Here is a 16,624-nt window from a genome sequence, read left to right as displayed (position 1 = left end):
TCAAACGCCAATAACTCGCCACATATTGTTAATGTGGCGAGCTAAATACTATAGGCATTGTGCAAAGCAACGCCTCTTCATTAAGCGAAGAACCGTTGTGATCTATCCGAAGGACGTCAGGCGGCACGCAACCCACAGCAGAAATTTCGAACTGCGCGCACTTTTATCGGGACAGAGCTTCGTCGCGTCAGGCGGCAAGACTTTTGGCCAGCCCAATCGGGCTTCAGGTTTCGCCGAGGTAATAGCCGTCATCGCGAATCTCGATGTCGAGACCGTACATCGCAGCAAGCGTTCGCGCGAAGCGCTCCGTTTCGCGAACCCGGAAAATGCCGCTCAGCGTCTTCTGCGACAATCTCGCCGACATGCTGATGACGATCGGTTTTTCACTATAGCGGTTCATCTCCTCAACCGCCGCGCTGATCGACGTTCCCTGGAGAACCAGTTCGCCCCTGCGCCAGGCAGTCAGCGTGTTGAGCGCCGGTTCATCGACGCGGGCACCGTCGACACCGCCCAGCCGAATGCGCTGGCCAGGGTGAATTCGGAAAGGGTGACGGCGGACGTCAGCGGGCTGTACGGAAACCTTTCCAGTTAGCAGAGCCACCTCCACCGCCTCGCGATCGTGGCGAACAATGAACCTCGTTCCCAGCACGGTTACGGTGCCCTGCTGGGTCCGCACGAGGAACGGGCGCGAACTGTCGTGAGCGACTTCGAACAGGGCTTCACCGCGGTCGAGCTCAATCACACGCTGATCGCCGGAATAGCTGACTTCCATCACGGAATCGGTGTTCAGCGCGACGCGCGTATCGTCGGGAAGCGTCACTATCCGCTGTTCGCCCACCTCGGTCGTATAGATATCCGCAGCGGGCATCGATATCGCAACGAAGATTGCGGCGATCGAGGCCGCCAAAGCAATCGCCACCCCTGCAACCCTCGGCGTGAAACGAGGCACGAGGCGAGTGCGGCGGGTTGTCTGCGCCTGCCGGTCGCGCCGCGGCGTGGCGAAACCAAGGTTGGCAACTTCACCCAGATCGTCCCAAATCGCTTGCAGTTCGGCATGAGCGGCCGCATTGCCCGGGCGCTCTGAGCGCCACTTAGCGTGGCCGGAATGGGCTTGAGGATCGCAAGCTGCATCTCCCAGCCGCACGAGCCACAAGGCAGCCTCTGCCTCGGAAACATCGGGAGCACGGTCGTTCATCATCAGAATTTTCGCATCCATGTCGTGAGATAGAGCATGCCCTTCGTCAGGCGCTGCTCGACCGCGCTGACGCTCACCCCGTGGCCAAGCGCGATCTCTTTCACCGACTTCCCTTCCAGCCTGCGCTCCCGCACCATGTCTCTGGTCTTCGGATCGAGCCGTTCGAATCCGGCTGCCAGATGTTCGAGCCGCAGTTTGCCGATCGCCGTCCTCTCGGGGTCCGGTCCGTCATCCACCAATTCCATTTCATCAATCGGTTGCGGTGAAATCTGCCTCCGATGAAGACGCCGGCCCGCATCAATCGACAAGTTCACTGCAGTTCGGACCAGGAATCCCTCCTCGTGCCCAACGCCATTGTTTGACCGGTACTTCTCCAACCTGAGGAACGCTTCCTGAACAATGTCTTCCAGGTCGTCGTCAGGCACCCCCCGGCGACGCAATATTAGGTTAAGGCGCGGCGCGAACTCCTGAAATAATGACATTTACTGCAACCCGCGAGTCCATGTTCAGGTGAGCTTGCCATGCCCATTCAGTGTGACAGCGTGAATTCGCTGCGTAACTCCGTCTGCGAGCGAGGTTGCGAAGCCAGAGACGGGTCAGAAAGCCGCAATTCCTCCACAAGGACGACCGTGCAGCCCCAACCCACAGCAGAAAATTTACCGCTGTTGGATCGAAAGCGAACCTTCAGCCTCGACCTGCAGGGAACAGATCTGCAGCGCCTATTCTGGATGAATGCGGCTTGGGACGTGCGTACTGTGCTGCTACGGCGCGGGGATGCTGGCAATCAACGACCTTACCGTGCGGCTCGGCGGGCGCACTATCATCGACCGCGCAAGCGCAGCGATTCCGCCAGGCGGGAAGGTCGGCCTGATCGGCCGCAATGGCGCGGGCAAGTCTACCTTGATGAAGGTGATCATCGGCCAGCTCGAACCCGACGATGGCGGGACCGAGATGCCGCGCCGCACACGGTTGGGCTATATCGCGCAGGACGCCCCGGGCGGTTCGACCACGCCCGCGCAGGCGGTACTGGCGGCAGATGTCGAACGCGCCCAGCTGCTCGAAGAAGCGGAGACTTGTGCAGACCCCGACCGGCTTGGCGACGTTCATGATCGGCTGCTCGCGATCGACGCCTACAGCGCACCCTCTCGCGCAGGCCGGATCTTGACTGGCCTGGGGTTCGATGAAGCGATGCAGGACCAGCCCCTCGACAGCTTTTCCGGTGGCTGGCGCATGCGCGTGGCGCTGGCTGCGCTGCTGTTTTCAGCGCCCGACGTTCTGCTGCTGGATGAACCGTCGAACCACCTCGATCTCGAAGCTACGCTGTGGCTCGAAAACTTCCTCAAATCCTACCCTGCGACGATGATCGTTATCAGCCACGAACGCGATCTGCTGAACAATGTCGTCGATCATATCCTTCACCTTCAGGGCGGCAAGCTGGCGCTCTATCCGGGCAGCTACGACAGCTTCGAGCGCCAGCGCGCGGAACGCGCGGCGCAGCTTGCCGCTGCCAAGGCATCTCAGGATGCACAGCGCGCCCGGTTGCAGGACTATGTCGCGCGCAACAGTGCAAGAGCGTCGACCGCCAAGCAGGCGCAGTCGCGCGCCAAGATGCTGGCAAAGATGCAGCCGATCGCCGCGCTGATCGACGACCCTTCGCTAAGCTTCGACTTTCCCGATCCCGGTGAACTGAGGCCGCCCCTGATTTCGCTGGATCTTGCCGCGGTGGGCTATGCCGCCGATGCGCCGGTGTTGCGGCGGCTCAATCTGCGGGTGGATCCCGATGACCGGATTGCCCTGCTGGGCCGCAACGGCAACGGCAAGACCACTCTTGCCCGCCTGCTGGCTGCGCAGCTTCCCCCGATGGAAGGGGCCATGAATGCGTCCGCCAGGATGAAGGTGGGCTATTTCACCCAGTATCAGGTGGAGGAACTGGCCACGGATGCCACTCCGCTGGAACATATGACCCGCGTGATGGAAGGCAAATCGCCGCGCGAGGTTCGCGAACAATTGGGGCGTTTCGGCTTTTCCGGCAATCGCGCGACCACCGACGTTGGGCGGTTGTCCGGCGGCGAGCGCGCCAGACTGGCGCTGGCGCTGATCACCCGCGATGCACCGCACATGCTGATCCTCGACGAACCGACCAACCATCTCGATGTCGATGCGCGTGAGGCACTGGTGCAGGCACTCAACGACTACTCGGGGGCCGTGATCCTGATCAGCCACGATCGCCACATGGTGGAACTCACCGCCGACCGACTGGTGCTGGTCGATGGCGGTACGGCCAGGGAATATGCCGGGAGCATGGAAGATTACATCGATTTCGTGCTGGACCGGAACCAGCCCGGAAAAGGGGCGAACGCCAGGCCGGCGAAGGCCGGTCGCAAGGGTTCGAACAAGGCACGCAAGGAGGCTCGCTCCATCAATTCAGAGGTCGCAGCGGTCGAAAAATCCATCGCCAGGCTTCAGGCGCAATGTTCGGAGATCGACGAAGCGATAGCCCGGCCCGCAGAATCCCGGCCCGATCTGGCCGGAAAAACGATGAACGAGCTGCTCGTGCAAAGGGCGAAAGTCGCAAGCGAACTCGAAACGCTTGAAGCCGAATGGTTGGCACTGGGTGAGAAACTGGAGCGCACGGGCTAAGGTCCGGTAGTTCCCGGCGCACCGGCGGGCACTGGATCCTGGGCCTTCCCCTCTGGAACCACCCCATTACCGTTCGGCGGCGATGCCTCGGGTCAGGAGGTCGTTGGCCAGGGATGCGACCCGGTCGGGGGGCATCGCGCCGTCGCCCCATACGGCGTAGCGGAGGCCCAGGAACACGTTCATGCCCATGATGGCCCAGGCATGAGCTTCCTCCAGGTCGCCGCGCAATTCGCCTTGCCGGGCGCCCTCTCGCAGACGCTCCAGAATGCGGGCGCCGGTCGTTTCGTAGTGCTGGCGGTAACTGTCGGGATCGACGAATTCCGCCTCGTCGATAATGCGATAGACTTCCTTGTGCTCGCCGGCGAAGCGGAGGAAGGCGGCGAGTGCCTGACGCTCCCGCTCCAGCGCGGGTAGCGGTTCTGCCAGCGCCTCGCGTGCGGCCAGCTTCACCGCTTCGCTCATGTCCCGGACCAGCGCCTGGAAGATCGCCTCTTTCGAATCGAAATAAGTGTAGAAGCTGCCCAGCGCGGTTCCCGCCCGCGCGGTGATGCCGCTGATCGATGTTTCGTGGAATCCCCTTTCCCCGAATTCCGCCGCCGCAGCATCGAGCAACTTGCGCAAGGTGCGCCGCCCCCGTTCGGTTCGCGGCTGCTTGTCGGCATCGCCGGGCGTCGCTGTCTTCCCCGTGTCCATGGATCGAAGAGCTAGGGCCCGGAGAGCAATGCGGCAAGAGCAAACTTGAAAGTTGGTTCATGTTTCAATATCAGAGGGTCAAACAAAGGACGGGAGAGATAAATGACCAGGCCGAAAATGCAGATTTCCGCACTGTTGCTGAGCGGTGCGGCCGTAGCCGCCCTGACTGCCGCCCCGGCATCCGCGCAGGAACAGCCCGCGCCGGACCCGAGCCCCGAAGAAGCCGCCCCGGCCGATAGCGCGGACATGATCGTCGTCACCGCCCGCCGGCGGGAAGAACGGTTGATCGACGTTCCCGTGGCCGTCTCGTCCTTCTCCGGCGCGCAACTGGCGGAACGCGGCGCGCTGGACATTACCGATATCGCGCAGTCGGTGCCCAACGTGACGCTGGAAAGTTCGCGCGCCACCAATTCGACCCTGTCCGCCTTCATCCGCGGCATCGGCCAGCAGGACCCCGTATCGGGATTCGAACAGGGGGTCGGGATCTACCTCGACGACGTTTACCTGAATCGCCCGCAAGCCGCCGTGCTCGACATTTACGATGTCGAACGGATCGAGGTGCTGCGCGGCCCGCAGGGCACGCTCTATGGCCGCAACACGATTGGCGGCGCGGTCAAGTACGTGACCAGTCAGATGCCGCAGGAAGTCTCTTTCAAGGCGCGCGCGACTTACGGCACGTACGACCAGGCAGAAGCGGTGATCAGCGCTTCTGCGCCGCTGGGCGATATCGTGCGGATCGGCGGGTCGGTCGCGCGTCTTTCACGCGGGGGCTTCGGCGACAACCTGACGCTGGGCACGGAAAACTATAACAAGGATATCTGGGCCGGACGGGCCTCGCTGGAGATTGGGGGGCACGGCGAGCCGGTGCTGATCCGCATTTCGGGCGATTACACCCGCGACAAGAGCCTCCAGCGCGGCGGCCACAGACTGATCCCCGGCCTTGTTTCGGGCGCGCCAGTGCTCGACGATGTCTACGATACGCGCGGCGGGCTGGATGATCCGCGCCAGGATGTCGAGGCTTACGGGCTGTCGATGAACATTTCGGCCGAACTGGGCGGCGGGCTGACGCTTCGCTCCATCTCGGCATGGCGCAAGGACGACAGCATCGGTCCGATCGATTTCGACGCCCTGCCGGCGGTCGATCTCGACGTGCCCGGCGCATATTACAACGAACAGATCAGCCAGGAATTCCAGGTCGTCTACGATGACGGCGGGCCGCTGACCGGGCTGCTCGGCCTCTATTACCTGGATGCCAAGGCCGATACGCTGTTCGACGTGCGGATTTTCACCACGGCCGCGGGGCTTACGGCGTACACGGCGGCCGAAGTCGATACGGAAACTTACGCCATATTCGGCGACTTCACCTACGATCTGACCGACCGGCTCAGCCTGTCGCTGGGTGGCCGCTACACCTGGGACGAACGCACCGCTTCGATCCTGCGGCAGAACTACTTTGGCGGCGGATCGCCGATCTTCGGCGGCGCGGGGGTTCCTTTCGGGGCGCCGAGCACCGATTTCGACGGCAGCCGCGAGTTCAAGAAATTCACCCCGCGCGCTTCGATCAGCTTCATGCCGACGCGCGACCACAACTTCTACGCAAGCTATTCGCAAGGCTTCAAGGGCGGCGGTTTCGATCCGCGGGGTGTGGGCACCAATGCCCCGGCGGCAACGCCGGGCGCGCCGACCGACGATGAAATCGCCGATTTCCTCAGCTTCGCGCCCGAACAGGTCGACAGTTACGAAATCGGCTACAAGGGCAGCTTGATGGGCGGCCGGCTGAATGTCGCAGTGGCAGGCTTCTATGCCGACTACACCGATGTCCAGATCCCGGGATCGGTCGCCTGTACGATCATGGTCGGCGACGACCCGCCCGAACCCACACCATCGTTCTGCGGCGTCGTGTCCAACGCCGGCAAGGCGACTTTCAAGGGTCTCGAACTGGAGGCCAGCGCGCGGCTGGGCGGCGGCTTCAACCTGTCGGGGTCACTGGGCTATATCGACGCGCAGTACGACGAATATATCACCAACATCGGCAATACGCCCACCGATGTGGCCGAACACCGCAAGGTGCAGAACACGCCGAAGTGGACCGCCAGCGGCACGGCCAGCTACACCGCCCCGCTGGGCGCCGGTGATCTCTATCTCGGCACGACGGTTTCCTACCGCAGCAAGACCTATCAGTTCGAGATCCCGAATCCCTATCTCGACCAAGATGGCTATGCGCTAGTCGATGCCAGCGTGGTCTATACCGCGCCGGGCGACCGCTGGAGCATCGGGCTCTACGGCAAGAACCTGTTCGACAAGCAGTACAAAACGTCCGGTTACACGTTCGTCGCAACCGATCCCACGACGGGTGACATCCTGACGGCCAACGGACAGCCGATCCCCACGCTCGGGCCGGAAGGTACGCTGACCGCATTCTATGGCAATCCGCGGCAGGTCTTCGTAACGGCGACCTTCAAGTACTGACCGGCACTGCCGGGCCAACGGGCGAAGGGTCGGGACTGCGGTTCCGGCCCTTTCCCTTTCAGGCCGTTCAGGCGCGCATGGTGCGCCGCGAAGCAATCGGCGGCGGCGTCTCCCCCTCGATCGGAACGTCGAACGTGCAGACATAGTCACCCAGCCGATCGAGCACGTCGCCGCTCGTCAGGCCGAATTCGTCGAGGCTGTAGGCGTGAGGCCGCCGCTTGAGCGCGCCGGCGCGCCGCATGTAATCTTCCATCCCCGGCAGGGCCGGCGCCATGTCGAGATCGAGGAAGCGATACACCCGCTCCATCGTTGCGTGCCAGTCGCGTTCCATATCCTCGTACTGGACGTCGATCATCCGTTCCTTCGGGATCGAATCGCGCGCGGCCCGCATCCGTTCGACCTGCAACGCCGTCTTGTGCAGCCATTCGCGCCCCATGCGCGCCGGATCGGCATGATCGGAATAGATGATCGTCTGATTCCACGCGAGCGAGGCCGCACTGCCGACGACCTTGAGCGGGTCGCGGTGGGTAAAGATCAGCCGCGCATCAGGGAAAACCTCCAACAGCGCGGGCAGGTCCAGCATGTGCTGCGGGGTCTTGAGAATCCACGGGCGCAGGCTGGACACCTGCTGCGACCAGCCGACCAGCCGCAGCAGGTCGGCCATGTGGCGATAGGCGGGAACCGCGCTCTCCCCCTCGCACCAGCGGCCGTAAGCGGGGATATGCCACTGCGCCTCGTGCTTCATCCCCCACATGCTGGCGACCAGCAGGCCCAGTTCTTCTTCCGGCTCATAAGGGCCGGTCGGGTGGATCGAGAGTGTGCGCGGGTTGGCCAGCCGGGCGACTTTCATGATCCGCCGGGCCAGCACCGGGCGAAAATCCTCCCGCCGCCCGTCCAGCACCTCCTCGAAATCGGGGCGCGGCAGCGGGCTGATCGTTTCGAAGCTGCGCATGTGGCTGAACCGCCGGTCGCTGGCGAGCAGGCGGTGCATCCGCGTGGTGCCCGAACGCATCGGCCCCACGATCACCACCGGCCGCGGCATGGGGCGTGCAAGAATCTCGGGATGCCGCTTGAACCACATCTGCGCCAGCAACCGGTCGCGCAGGACATGGTGAAACTGCTGCATGGCGGAAAAATCGCCCGCTGCGTTCAGCCGGGCTTCGCCCGCGATCGCATCGAGCAACACGTCCATCGGCCTTTCGAACCAGCGATCCCCGAAATCGTCGAGGCCGGTGGCTTCCACCGCCTGTTCCAGCAGATGCGCCTTGTCCAGCCGCGCAGGAGCGACCGCCCCCAGCCGGCGACCGGCGCGAATGCCGAAATCGAGAACGTCGATGAAAGGTGTTCGCCGCGGTGGACGGATAGTCGGATTGTTCAATTCTCTCGCCCGGCTGCGGACTTGGCGCGCCCTTCGCTGCCAATCGATCCGTGGCTTGTCTACCCCCCGGACCGGTTCGCGTTCCCCGAACCCCACTGGAAATGGGTGCGGCGGTGGGGCATAGGCTGCGCCATGCACGACATCCGCCTGATCCGCGACGATCCGCAAGCCTTCGACGCCGCCCTTGCCAAGCGCGGGGTGGAACCGGTCGCCGAAACCCTCATCGCCCTCGATGCGAAGCGCCGCGCGGTGACCACGCGGATGCAGGACGCGCAAGGCCGCCGCAACGAGGCCTCTAAAGCCATCGGGCAGGCCATGGCGCAGGGCGACAAGGACCGGGCGGAGGCTCTGAAGGCCGAAGTGGCCGAACTGAAGCAGGCCCTGCCCGCGCTGGAGGAGGAAGATCGCGCCCTCGCCGCCGAGCTGAACGACGCGCTGGCACGCCTGCCCAACCTCCCCGCCGACGACGTACCCCAAGGCGCGGACGAGAGCGACAATGTCGAACAGTCGCAATGGGGCGACCCGCGCGATTTCGCGTTCGAGCCGAAAGAGCACGCCGATCTCGGCCCCGCTCTCGGCATGGATTTCGAAACCGGCACCAGGCTGTCGGGCGCGCGCTTCACCTTCCTGCGCGGCGAGATGGCCCGCCTGCACCGCGCGCTGGCGCAGTTCATGCTGGATACGCAAACGGGCGAGAACGGCTATACCGAGTGCAATCCGCCGGTGCTGGTCAATGATGCGGCGATGTACGGCACCGACAAGCTGCCCAAATTCGCGGAGGACAGTTTTCGCACGACCGACGATCGCTGGCTGATCCCCACGTCCGAAGTCAGCCTGACCGCCTCGGTAGCGGGCGAGATCGTGCCCGATCTTGCGGAGCCGATCCGTCTGACCGCGCATACGCTCTGCTTCCGGTCCGAAGCGGGTTCGGCAGGGCGCGATACGCGCGGCTTCATCCGGCAGCACCAGTTCGAGAAAGTCGAAATGGTCAGCATCTGCCGGCCCGAAGATAGCGAGGCGGAACATGAACGCATGACCCGCTGCGCCGAGGGCATCCTGGAAGCGCTGAACCTGCCCTATCGCCGGGTTCTGCTGTGCACTGGCGACATGGGCTTCGGCGCGCGCAAGACGTACGATCTGGAAGTCTGGCTGCCCGGCCAGGGCGCATGGCGCGAGATTTCGTCGTGCTCCAACACCGGTGATTTCCAGGCGCGGCGGATGAACGCCCGCTATCGCCCTGAAGGATCGAAGAAGACCGAATTCGTCCACACGCTGAACGGATCGGGCCTTGCCGTCGGTCGCACGCTCGTCGCCGTGCTGGAGAACTACCAGCAGGAAGATGGATCGGTCGAAGTGCCCGCCGCGCTCCGTCCGTGGATGGGCGGCATCGAACGGCTGCAGCCCTGATTTGATCGTTGGAGAGGTAAAAAGGAAAACCTATTTTACGACTTTTTATTTGATGTTCTAACCTAATTGGTCATATCGTTCGCCATATTCAGGCAGGGTCGGCGTCCGCGGCGTCAGGACCGGAATTCGGAGCAGCGCGACAGATGAGAATTCTCCTCACCAACGACGACGGTATCTACGCCCCCGGCCTGAAAGTTCTGGAGGAAATCGCGCGCGAATTCTCCGACGATATCTGGATCTGCGCCCCGCACGAAGAACAGTCTGGCACCGGCCATTCGCTGACGCTCACCCGCCCCGTGCGCCTGCGCAAGCATGACGATCGGCGCTTTTCCGTCACCGGCACCCCGACCGATGCGGTGACGATGGGCCTGCGCACGGTGATGGACACCGCGCCCGACGTGATCCTTTCGGGCGTGAACCGCGGCGCCAACCTGGGCGACGACATCACATATTCGGGGACCGTTTCCGCCGCGATCGAAGGGGCGCTGGCCGGCATTCGCTCCATCGCGCTGAGCCAGGTCTATGCCCGCGAAGGCATGGGCGACGACGTGCCCTTCGCCGCCGCCCGCGAATGGGGCCCACGCGTACTGGCGCCGCTGCTGGATGCTCCGCTGCCCAAGCGCACGCTGGTCAACGTCAACTTCCCCGCCATGAACCCGCAGGATGTGCGCGGCATTCGCGCCGTGCGGCAGGGTTTCCACGATTATTCGCGCGGCACCGTGGTGGAAGGGCGTGACCCGCGCGGCTACAAGTATTACTGGTTTGGGCTGGAGGCGATTGAGCACACGCTGGACCATGGAACGGATCTGGAAGCGATCGACGAGGGGTATGTTTCGGTGACGCCGCTTCAGCTCGACCTTACTCACCATGCTTCGCTGGGCGAACTGGGCGAGCGTTACAACGGATGAAACGCCTCGCCCTGATCCTTGCCCTGCCGCTGCTGATCGCTGCGGGCGACCCGGCGACGGAAACCGAACACGTCGTGGCGGAAGGGGAGACATTGGGCGGCATCGCGAACCGGGCAGGCGTGCCCGCCTCGGTCATTGCCGCCGCGAATGGCCTGCGCGAACCCTACGTGGTCCAGCAGGGCCAGACCCTGGCGATACCGCGACAGCGGACGTACACCGTCAAACCGGGCGACACCGGCTTCGCCATCGCCGTGCGCCACGGCGTGCCGTTCGCCACGATTGCCGTCGCCAATGGGCTGGAGGCGCCCTACCGCATTCGGCCTGGCCAGCGGCTGATCATTCCCGCCGTGCTCAAGTCCCCGCCCCCTGTCGCCGCCGCGCCGGCAAAGCCCTATTTCCGGCCGCCGCACGATGGCCGGGTGCGTCTGGGATATGCTCTGCGCGCCGATGGCGGCGGGCATGACGGGATCGATTACGCCGTCCGGTCCGGCGACATGATCCGTGCCGCAGCCAGCGGGACCGTGGTGGAAGCGCGCAGGGACGCCCCACGGTTCGGGCGACTGGTGGTGATCGACCACGGCAACGGCTGGCGCAGCGCCTATGCCCATCTGGGCAGGGTAACGGTGAAGACCGGCGATGTGGTCAAGAGCGGGGAGCGGATCGGCATCGCCGGCGCTTCCGGCGATGCCGAGGCACCCGAACTGCATTTCGAAATCCGCAAGGGCAGCCGCAAGCTCGATCCGCAGGAGCATTTCCGCGGAAAGCCCGGTTCGTGATCTGGGGGCGCCTTCCGCGCAATCACGGGCGCCGGCACAGGACCGCCAACCGCACGCAGCGTTTTCAGCCGCTTCGGCGCGCGCTCAAGGTGCCGGTCTGGGCCGATCTGTTCATCCGCCTTGGCCTGGCACTGTCGCTCGTCTTCCTCGTGATCATGATCCACTGGTGGGATCGCGAGGGGCTGGTCGACAATCTGGACGGCGAGGTATCCTTCCTCGACGTCGTCTATTTCACCATGATTTCCATCACCACGACCGGTTTCGGCGACATCGCCCCGATCAGCGATCGCGCGCGTCTGGTCGAAGCCGTCATCGTGACCCCCATCCGTTTCGCCGTGATCTTCATCTTCGTCGGCGCGGCGTATCACTTCATCATCAGGCGCAGCTGGGAGAAATGGCGCATGGCCCGCATCCAGGAAAAGCTGTCCGACCACGTCGTCGTTCTCGGCTTCGGTGTCTCCGGCTCCGAAGCCGTCAACGAACTGATCGAGCGCGGCACCGACCCGAGCGATATCGTCGTCATGGACACGCGAGAGGAACGTCTGGCGGAAGCCGAAACGCTCGGCTGCAATGTCATGGCGGCCGACGCGACCCGCGACGAAAGCCTGATGGCGGTTCGCATTACGGAGGCGCAGACGGTGCTCGTTTCGGCCGGGCGCGACGATGCATCGATTCTGATCGTCCTGACCGTGCGGCATCTGGCGCCGAAACTTCCCATCAGCGTGGTCGTTCGCGCCGCCGACAACGAAGTGCTCGCGCGGCAGGCCGGGGCGGACAACGTCATCAATCCGGTGCGCTTCACCGGTCTGCTCCTCGCCGGCAGTGCGCAGGGGACGCATATCGCCGAATATATGGCCGATCTCGCTTCCGTCACCGGGCGGGTTCACCTGATCGAACGCGCCGTCCTGCCCGAAGAAATCGGCAAGCCGCTCGACCAACTGGCAACGGGTGGGCGCGGACTGCGCATCTATCGCAACGGCGGGGCCTGCGGGTTCTGGGAAGACGAGGCCGGCACGTTGCGCGCAGGCGACATCATCGTCGAAATTCGGCCGACCACCGACAGCGAAAGCTGACCGGCAACCGCCCCGTCAGCGCAGATAGGCGTGGACGAGGCCCATCGCGATATAGAACAGCAGCCAGTATCCCGCGTCGATGAAGAACAGCACCTTCGATTTCTGCGAGAACAGGTAATTCGTCCCGATCGCGGGAACGATGAATCCCAGCGCAACGCCGAATGCGGTCAACACCTTGATGAACACGGACAGGTCCTGCCCATATGTCGCGAACGTGTGGGCCAGCGTCCAGCTCGCCACCAGCGAGAACGCGAATGCGCCGCCATAGATCAGCGGCATGTTGCCCTGTTTGATCTGGTCTTCGGTGATCCCCACCGCGCCCATCCAGCGCTTGCCCATGATGGGGCCGTACCAGATCCCGCCGACGACAAATCCCGCCAGCGCCGCCAGCACCACTGCCAGCCAGTTGAGTTCGAACAGCATTGCTTGTCCCTCCCCCTTGTCAGAGGCGCGACCCGGTGCCGGTTTACCCCAAAGCTATCCCAACAGCCAGAACACGCCCCCCATCGCCAGATAGGCCGCCAGCCAGTACCCCGCGTCGATCAGCGCGACCCGCGTGGGCACCTGGATATGGCTGTAGCTGATCAGCAGCGCCGGAATGACGAAGGCACCCGCCAGCCCGCCCGACATCATGAAAAAGAGCCACGGCTTGCCCTCCAGCGTAGCCCCGCCGACGCGGGCGAACATGTGCCCCATCATCGCTGCGCTCAGGAACAGCAGGCCGCCTGTGATCGCCACCACCCGTTCCGGCCTGCGCCGGACGGCGATCTTGCCGGCGGCGACTTCGCGCGCCTTGGCCATTCCGAAAATCGGCCCGAACCAGCCGAGCGCGAGCAGACCCGCGGCCAGCGTGGCCAGGATTACGGCAATCCAGTTTACCGGACCCAAAGGTGCCTTCTCCTTCGTTTATGCTCCCTGCTAGCGTAAAGTGTCGCGTAGGTGTAGGGGCGCGGCGCAATGTCCACCAACGCCACCCCGTCGATTCCCGATCAGAAGAAGATCGGGATGGTCAGCCTCGGCTGTCCCAAGGCGCTCGTCGATAGCGAACGCATCCTTACCCGCCTGCGCGCCGATGGCTACGCGATGAGCGCCGATTACGCCGGCGCCGACGTCGTGCTGGTCAATACCTGCGGCTTCCTCGACAGCGCCAAGGAAGAAAGCCTGGCCGCGATCGGCGAAGCGATTGCCGAAAACGGTCGCGTGATCGTGACCGGCTGCATGGGGGAAGATGCCGAGGCGATCCGCGCCGCGCACCCTTCCGTTCTGGCAGTGACCGGCGCCCACCAGTATGAAGACGTGGTGGAGGCAGTGCACGAAGCCGCGCCGCCATCCCAGGGCCCCTACGTCGACCTGATTCCCCAGGCTGCTTTCGACGAGGCCGGGCTGAAGCTCACCCCGCGGCATTACGGCTATCTGAAGATTTCCGAAGGGTGCAACCATTCCTGCGCCTTCTGCATCATCCCGCAGTTGCGCGGGAAGCTGGCCAGCCGCCGGGTGGATGCCGTTCTGCGCGAAGCGGAAAAGCTGGTGGCCGCGGGCACGAAGGAACTTCTGGTCATCAGCCAGGATACTTCGGCCTACGGCGTCGACACGCGCCACGAACCGCGCCAGTGGCACGGGCGGGAAGTGCGCGCGCACATGACCGATCTGGCGCGCGAACTGGGCGCGCTGCGCACACCGGAAGGCGACGTGCCCTGGGTGCGGCTGCACTACGTCTATCCCTACCCCCACGTCGATGCGGTTATCCCGCTGATGGCCGATGGCCTGCTGACCCCCTATCTCGACATCCCCTTTCAACATGCCGCGCCGCGCGTGCTGAAGGCGATGAAGCGCCCGGCGAACGAAGCGCGCGTGCTGGAACGCATCCGTGAATGGCGCCGGATCGCGCCGGACCTGACGATCCGGTCGAGCTTCGTCGTCGGCTTCCCCGGCGAGACGGAAGAAGATTTCCGCTACCTGCTCGACTGGCTGGAGGAAGCGCAGCTCGACCGGGTCGGCGCGTTCCGGTTCGAACCGGTCGAAGGGGCCGCCGCCAATGCCCTGCCCGATCCGGTGCCCGAGGCCGTGAAGGAAGAACGCTACGCCCGGCTGATGGAAGTGACCGAGCGGATCAGCACGGCCCGCCTCGCGGCCAAGGTCGGCCGCACCCTGCCGGTAATCGTGGACGAAGTGGGCGAGCCGGACGAGGACGGCGATATCGGGGCCACCGCCCGCAGCCAGGCCGACGCGCCGGAAATCGATGGCCAGGTGTTCCTGCGCAACGTGTCCGCCGATCTTCGGGCGGGCGATTTCGTCGATGTCGTGGTGGAAGATGCCGACGCGCACGATCTCTACGCCGCACCGGCCTGAATCATCCCGATCCGGGTGACAAAGGCGACACCGTGTAACTTTCGCCTTTCGCCGGCAGCCAATTGTTATTCCTTACTATTCGGCCCACCTGCACAGACGGACGGACAGGGATTCACGGCGAGAAAATGCCCCCGCATTGGCACATGCGCCCATCTCAGGGGCGACTATCGACGCTGGGAAAGAGCCTGAAGACCGGACGAATCGGCAATCGCCGCGGACGCTATCAAGCGATCGGCCTGTAGGAAAATCGTTTGATCCCGCGCCTGTCGGTGCCCTTCATCCAGGCGCCGTTATTGCACGCGTCGTTATTGCAAATGCCTATCATTGACCTTCTTCATGCCTCGACATAAGCGCGGGCCATGCAGCGCAGCACCATCCGTGCCTGGTATCTGATCCACAAGTGGAGCAGCATCGTGCCCACGGTGTTCCTCCTCATGCTGTGCGTGACCGGGCTGCCGCTGATCTTCCATGACGAGATCGAGGCGCTGGAGGGGGTCGATTACGAAACCGCCCTGCCCGGCGCGCCTTCGGCGGAAGGCGGGGTTGCGCTCGATACGATGGTGGAGACGGCGCTGGCCGAACGGCCGGGCGAGGTCCCGCTGTTCATGGCCTTCAGCCAGGAAAGCCCGCTGCTGACCGTCACCACCGGCCCCACGCCCGACGCCGCAGGAGAGGACATGACCCTGCTGTTCTTCGACCGGGCGACCGGGCAATCGCTCGGCCCTGCACCGGGCGGCGGCGTGATGGACTTCCTCCTTCAGCTCCACATCGACATGTTCCTCGGCCAGCCGGGCATGTGGTTCCTCGGCGCGATGGGCGCGCTCTTCGTGGTCGCGCTGGTTTCCGGCACGGTGCTCTACGCGCCGTTCATGCGGCGACTGCGGTTCGGGGCGCTCCGGCTGGATCGCAGCCGCCGCGTGGGCCGGCTGGACCAGCACAACCTCGCCGGCATCGTCGTCCTCGCCTGGGCGCTTGTCGTCGGCGGCACCGGCATGATCAACGCCTTCGCCGATCCGCTGACCGACGCATGGCGCGAAGGCGAGCTTGCCGCGATGACCGCCGAACACGGCGGCGCCGAAGCGGTCGCGCCGGCCGACTACAGCTCGCTTGATGCCGCGCTGACCGAAGCGCAGGCCGTGCTGCCCGGCCGCAGCCCGCAGTTCATCGCCTTCCCCGGCGGCGGATGGAGCACGGCGCGCCACTACGCCGTGTTCTTCCAAGGCGACCGGCCCCTGACACAGAGCCTGCTCACCCCCGCTCTGATCGATGCGGAAGACGGAACATTGGTCGACGCGCGCGCCATGCCCGCGTTGAACCAGGCGCTGATGATGTCCAAACCGCTGCACTTCGGCGACTACGGCGGCTTGCCGCTCAAGATCGTCTGGGCCCTGCTGACGCTCGTCACGATCTGGGTCCTGTGGACAGGCGTGTTGCTGTGGTGGCGGCGCAGCCCCGGCGCGATCGAACGCCGCGTGGCGGAAATCGACGGCGGGGCGGAAGGGCGTCTGTCATGAAGCCGGCACCGGCCCTGCGATACCGGACGCGGCACTCCGCCATCCGGGTATTCGCAATTCCGGCGGCGATTTTCGTCGCCAGTGCGGCGGGCCTCGCGCTCGGCCTTACCGGAGACGGCCCGCGCGATCTGATCGCCTGGCTGCTCCTTTCGCTTCCCCTTCTTGCCATCGGCGCGGCCTGGCGCCGACGCGGGCTGCCTTCCAGATACAGAAAGACCTGAC

The 16,624-nt window shown here is 64.5% G+C and carries 15 protein-coding genes; 9 read left to right on the top strand and 6 right to left on the bottom strand.

The window, feature by feature from the left end:
• Positions 1–223: 223 nt before the first annotated feature.
• Positions 224–1,216 (bottom strand): FecR family protein, encoded by a 993-nt coding sequence (locus tag AM2010_RS01385; protein ID WP_053043837.1) that lies wholly within the window; start codon positions 1,214–1,216, stop codon positions 224–226.
• Entirely contained in the window at positions 1,198–1,677 is a 480-nt protein-coding gene (locus tag AM2010_RS01380; protein ID WP_047805554.1) for an RNA polymerase sigma factor, read from the bottom strand. Before AM2010_RS01380 ends, AM2010_RS01385 begins: the two co-directional genes overlap by 19 nt.
• A 292-nt stretch (positions 1,678–1,969) precedes the next feature.
• On the opposite strand from AM2010_RS01380, the gene AM2010_RS01375 reads away from it, so the two are divergent.
• Positions 1,970–3,835: an ABC-F family ATP-binding cassette domain-containing protein gene (locus AM2010_RS01375; protein WP_047805553.1), complete on the top strand. Its 1,866-nt coding sequence runs from the start codon at positions 1,970–1,972 to the stop codon at positions 3,833–3,835.
• 66 nt (positions 3,836–3,901) lie between these two features.
• On the opposite strand, the gene AM2010_RS01370 is transcribed toward AM2010_RS01375, so the two are convergent.
• Positions 3,902–4,528, bottom strand: a complete 627-nt coding sequence (locus AM2010_RS01370) for a TetR/AcrR family transcriptional regulator (RefSeq protein WP_047805552.1) — start codon at positions 4,526–4,528, stop codon at positions 3,902–3,904.
• A gap of 102 nt (positions 4,529–4,630) precedes the next feature.
• On the opposite strand from AM2010_RS01370, the gene AM2010_RS01365 reads away from it, so the two are divergent.
• Entirely contained in the window at positions 4,631–6,997 is a 2,367-nt protein-coding gene (locus AM2010_RS01365; protein WP_082132759.1) for a TonB-dependent receptor, read from the top strand.
• 67 nt (positions 6,998–7,064) lie between these two features.
• Here the strand turns inward: AM2010_RS01365 and AM2010_RS01360 are convergent, their stop codons facing one another.
• Positions 7,065–8,375 carry a sulfotransferase family protein gene (locus AM2010_RS01360; protein ID WP_082132947.1) on the bottom strand — a complete coding sequence of 437 codons (1,311 nt, stop codon included), beginning with the start codon at positions 8,373–8,375 and terminating at the stop codon, positions 7,065–7,067.
• A gap of 132 nt (positions 8,376–8,507) precedes the next feature.
• On the opposite strand from AM2010_RS01360, the gene serS reads away from it, so the two are divergent.
• The 4 genes from serS (at position 8,508) to AM2010_RS01340 (ending at position 12,539) form a co-directional block, all read left to right on the top strand.
• The gene (gene serS / locus AM2010_RS01355) at positions 8,508–9,782 is read left to right on the top strand and encodes a serine--tRNA ligase (RefSeq protein WP_047805551.1); all 1,275 of its coding nucleotides are present in this window, start codon (positions 8,508–8,510) and stop codon (positions 9,780–9,782) included.
• A 143-nt stretch (positions 9,783–9,925) separates the two neighbouring features.
• Positions 9,926–10,690: a 5'/3'-nucleotidase SurE gene (gene surE, locus AM2010_RS01350; protein WP_047805550.1), complete on the top strand. Its 765-nt coding sequence runs from the start codon at positions 9,926–9,928 to the stop codon at positions 10,688–10,690.
• Positions 10,687–11,466, top strand: coding sequence for a M23 family metallopeptidase (locus AM2010_RS01345; RefSeq protein ID WP_053043834.1), 780 nt, complete (start codon positions 10,687–10,689; stop codon positions 11,464–11,466). Before surE ends, AM2010_RS01345 begins: the two co-directional genes overlap by 4 nt.
• Positions 11,466–12,539 carry a potassium channel family protein gene (locus AM2010_RS01340; protein WP_082132946.1) on the top strand — a complete coding sequence of 358 codons (1,074 nt, stop codon included), beginning with the start codon at positions 11,466–11,468 and terminating at the stop codon, positions 12,537–12,539. Before AM2010_RS01345 ends, AM2010_RS01340 begins: the two co-directional genes overlap by 1 nt.
• A gap of 15 nt (positions 12,540–12,554) precedes the next feature.
• Here the strand turns inward: AM2010_RS01340 and AM2010_RS01335 are convergent, their stop codons facing one another.
• Both AM2010_RS01335 and AM2010_RS01330 read right to left on the bottom strand, forming a co-directional pair.
• Positions 12,555–12,962 (bottom strand): DUF1761 domain-containing protein, encoded by a 408-nt coding sequence (locus tag AM2010_RS01335; RefSeq protein WP_047805549.1) that lies wholly within the window; start codon positions 12,960–12,962, stop codon positions 12,555–12,557.
• A 54-nt stretch (positions 12,963–13,016) separates the two neighbouring features.
• Positions 13,017–13,427: a DUF1761 domain-containing protein gene (locus AM2010_RS01330; protein WP_047805548.1), complete on the bottom strand. Its 411-nt coding sequence runs from the start codon at positions 13,425–13,427 to the stop codon at positions 13,017–13,019.
• A 69-nt stretch (positions 13,428–13,496) separates the two neighbouring features.
• Between AM2010_RS01330 and rimO the strand changes: the two genes are divergently transcribed.
• The 3 genes from rimO to AM2010_RS01315 all read left to right on the top strand — a co-directional run bounded on the left by rimO (position 13,497) and on the right by AM2010_RS01315 (position 16,623).
• Complete coding sequence (gene rimO, locus AM2010_RS01325; RefSeq protein ID WP_047805547.1) at positions 13,497–14,888, top strand: 30S ribosomal protein S12 methylthiotransferase RimO; 1,392 nt, start codon at positions 13,497–13,499, stop codon at positions 14,886–14,888.
• Between the two features lie 359 nt (positions 14,889–15,247).
• Positions 15,248–16,402, top strand: coding sequence for a PepSY-associated TM helix domain-containing protein (locus AM2010_RS01320; RefSeq protein ID WP_047805546.1), 1,155 nt, complete (start codon positions 15,248–15,250; stop codon positions 16,400–16,402).
• A complete protein-coding gene (locus AM2010_RS01315) occupies positions 16,399–16,623 on the top strand; it encodes a hypothetical protein (protein WP_047805545.1) in 225 nt (74 codons plus the stop codon). Before AM2010_RS01320 ends, AM2010_RS01315 begins: the two co-directional genes overlap by 4 nt.
• Position 16,624: the final 1 nt, after the last annotated feature.

The organism is Pelagerythrobacter marensis (assembly GCF_001028625.1).
GTDB lineage: Bacteria > Pseudomonadota > Alphaproteobacteria > Sphingomonadales > Sphingomonadaceae > Pelagerythrobacter > Pelagerythrobacter marensis.
This window is presented reverse-complemented; position numbering and strand designations above follow the sequence as displayed.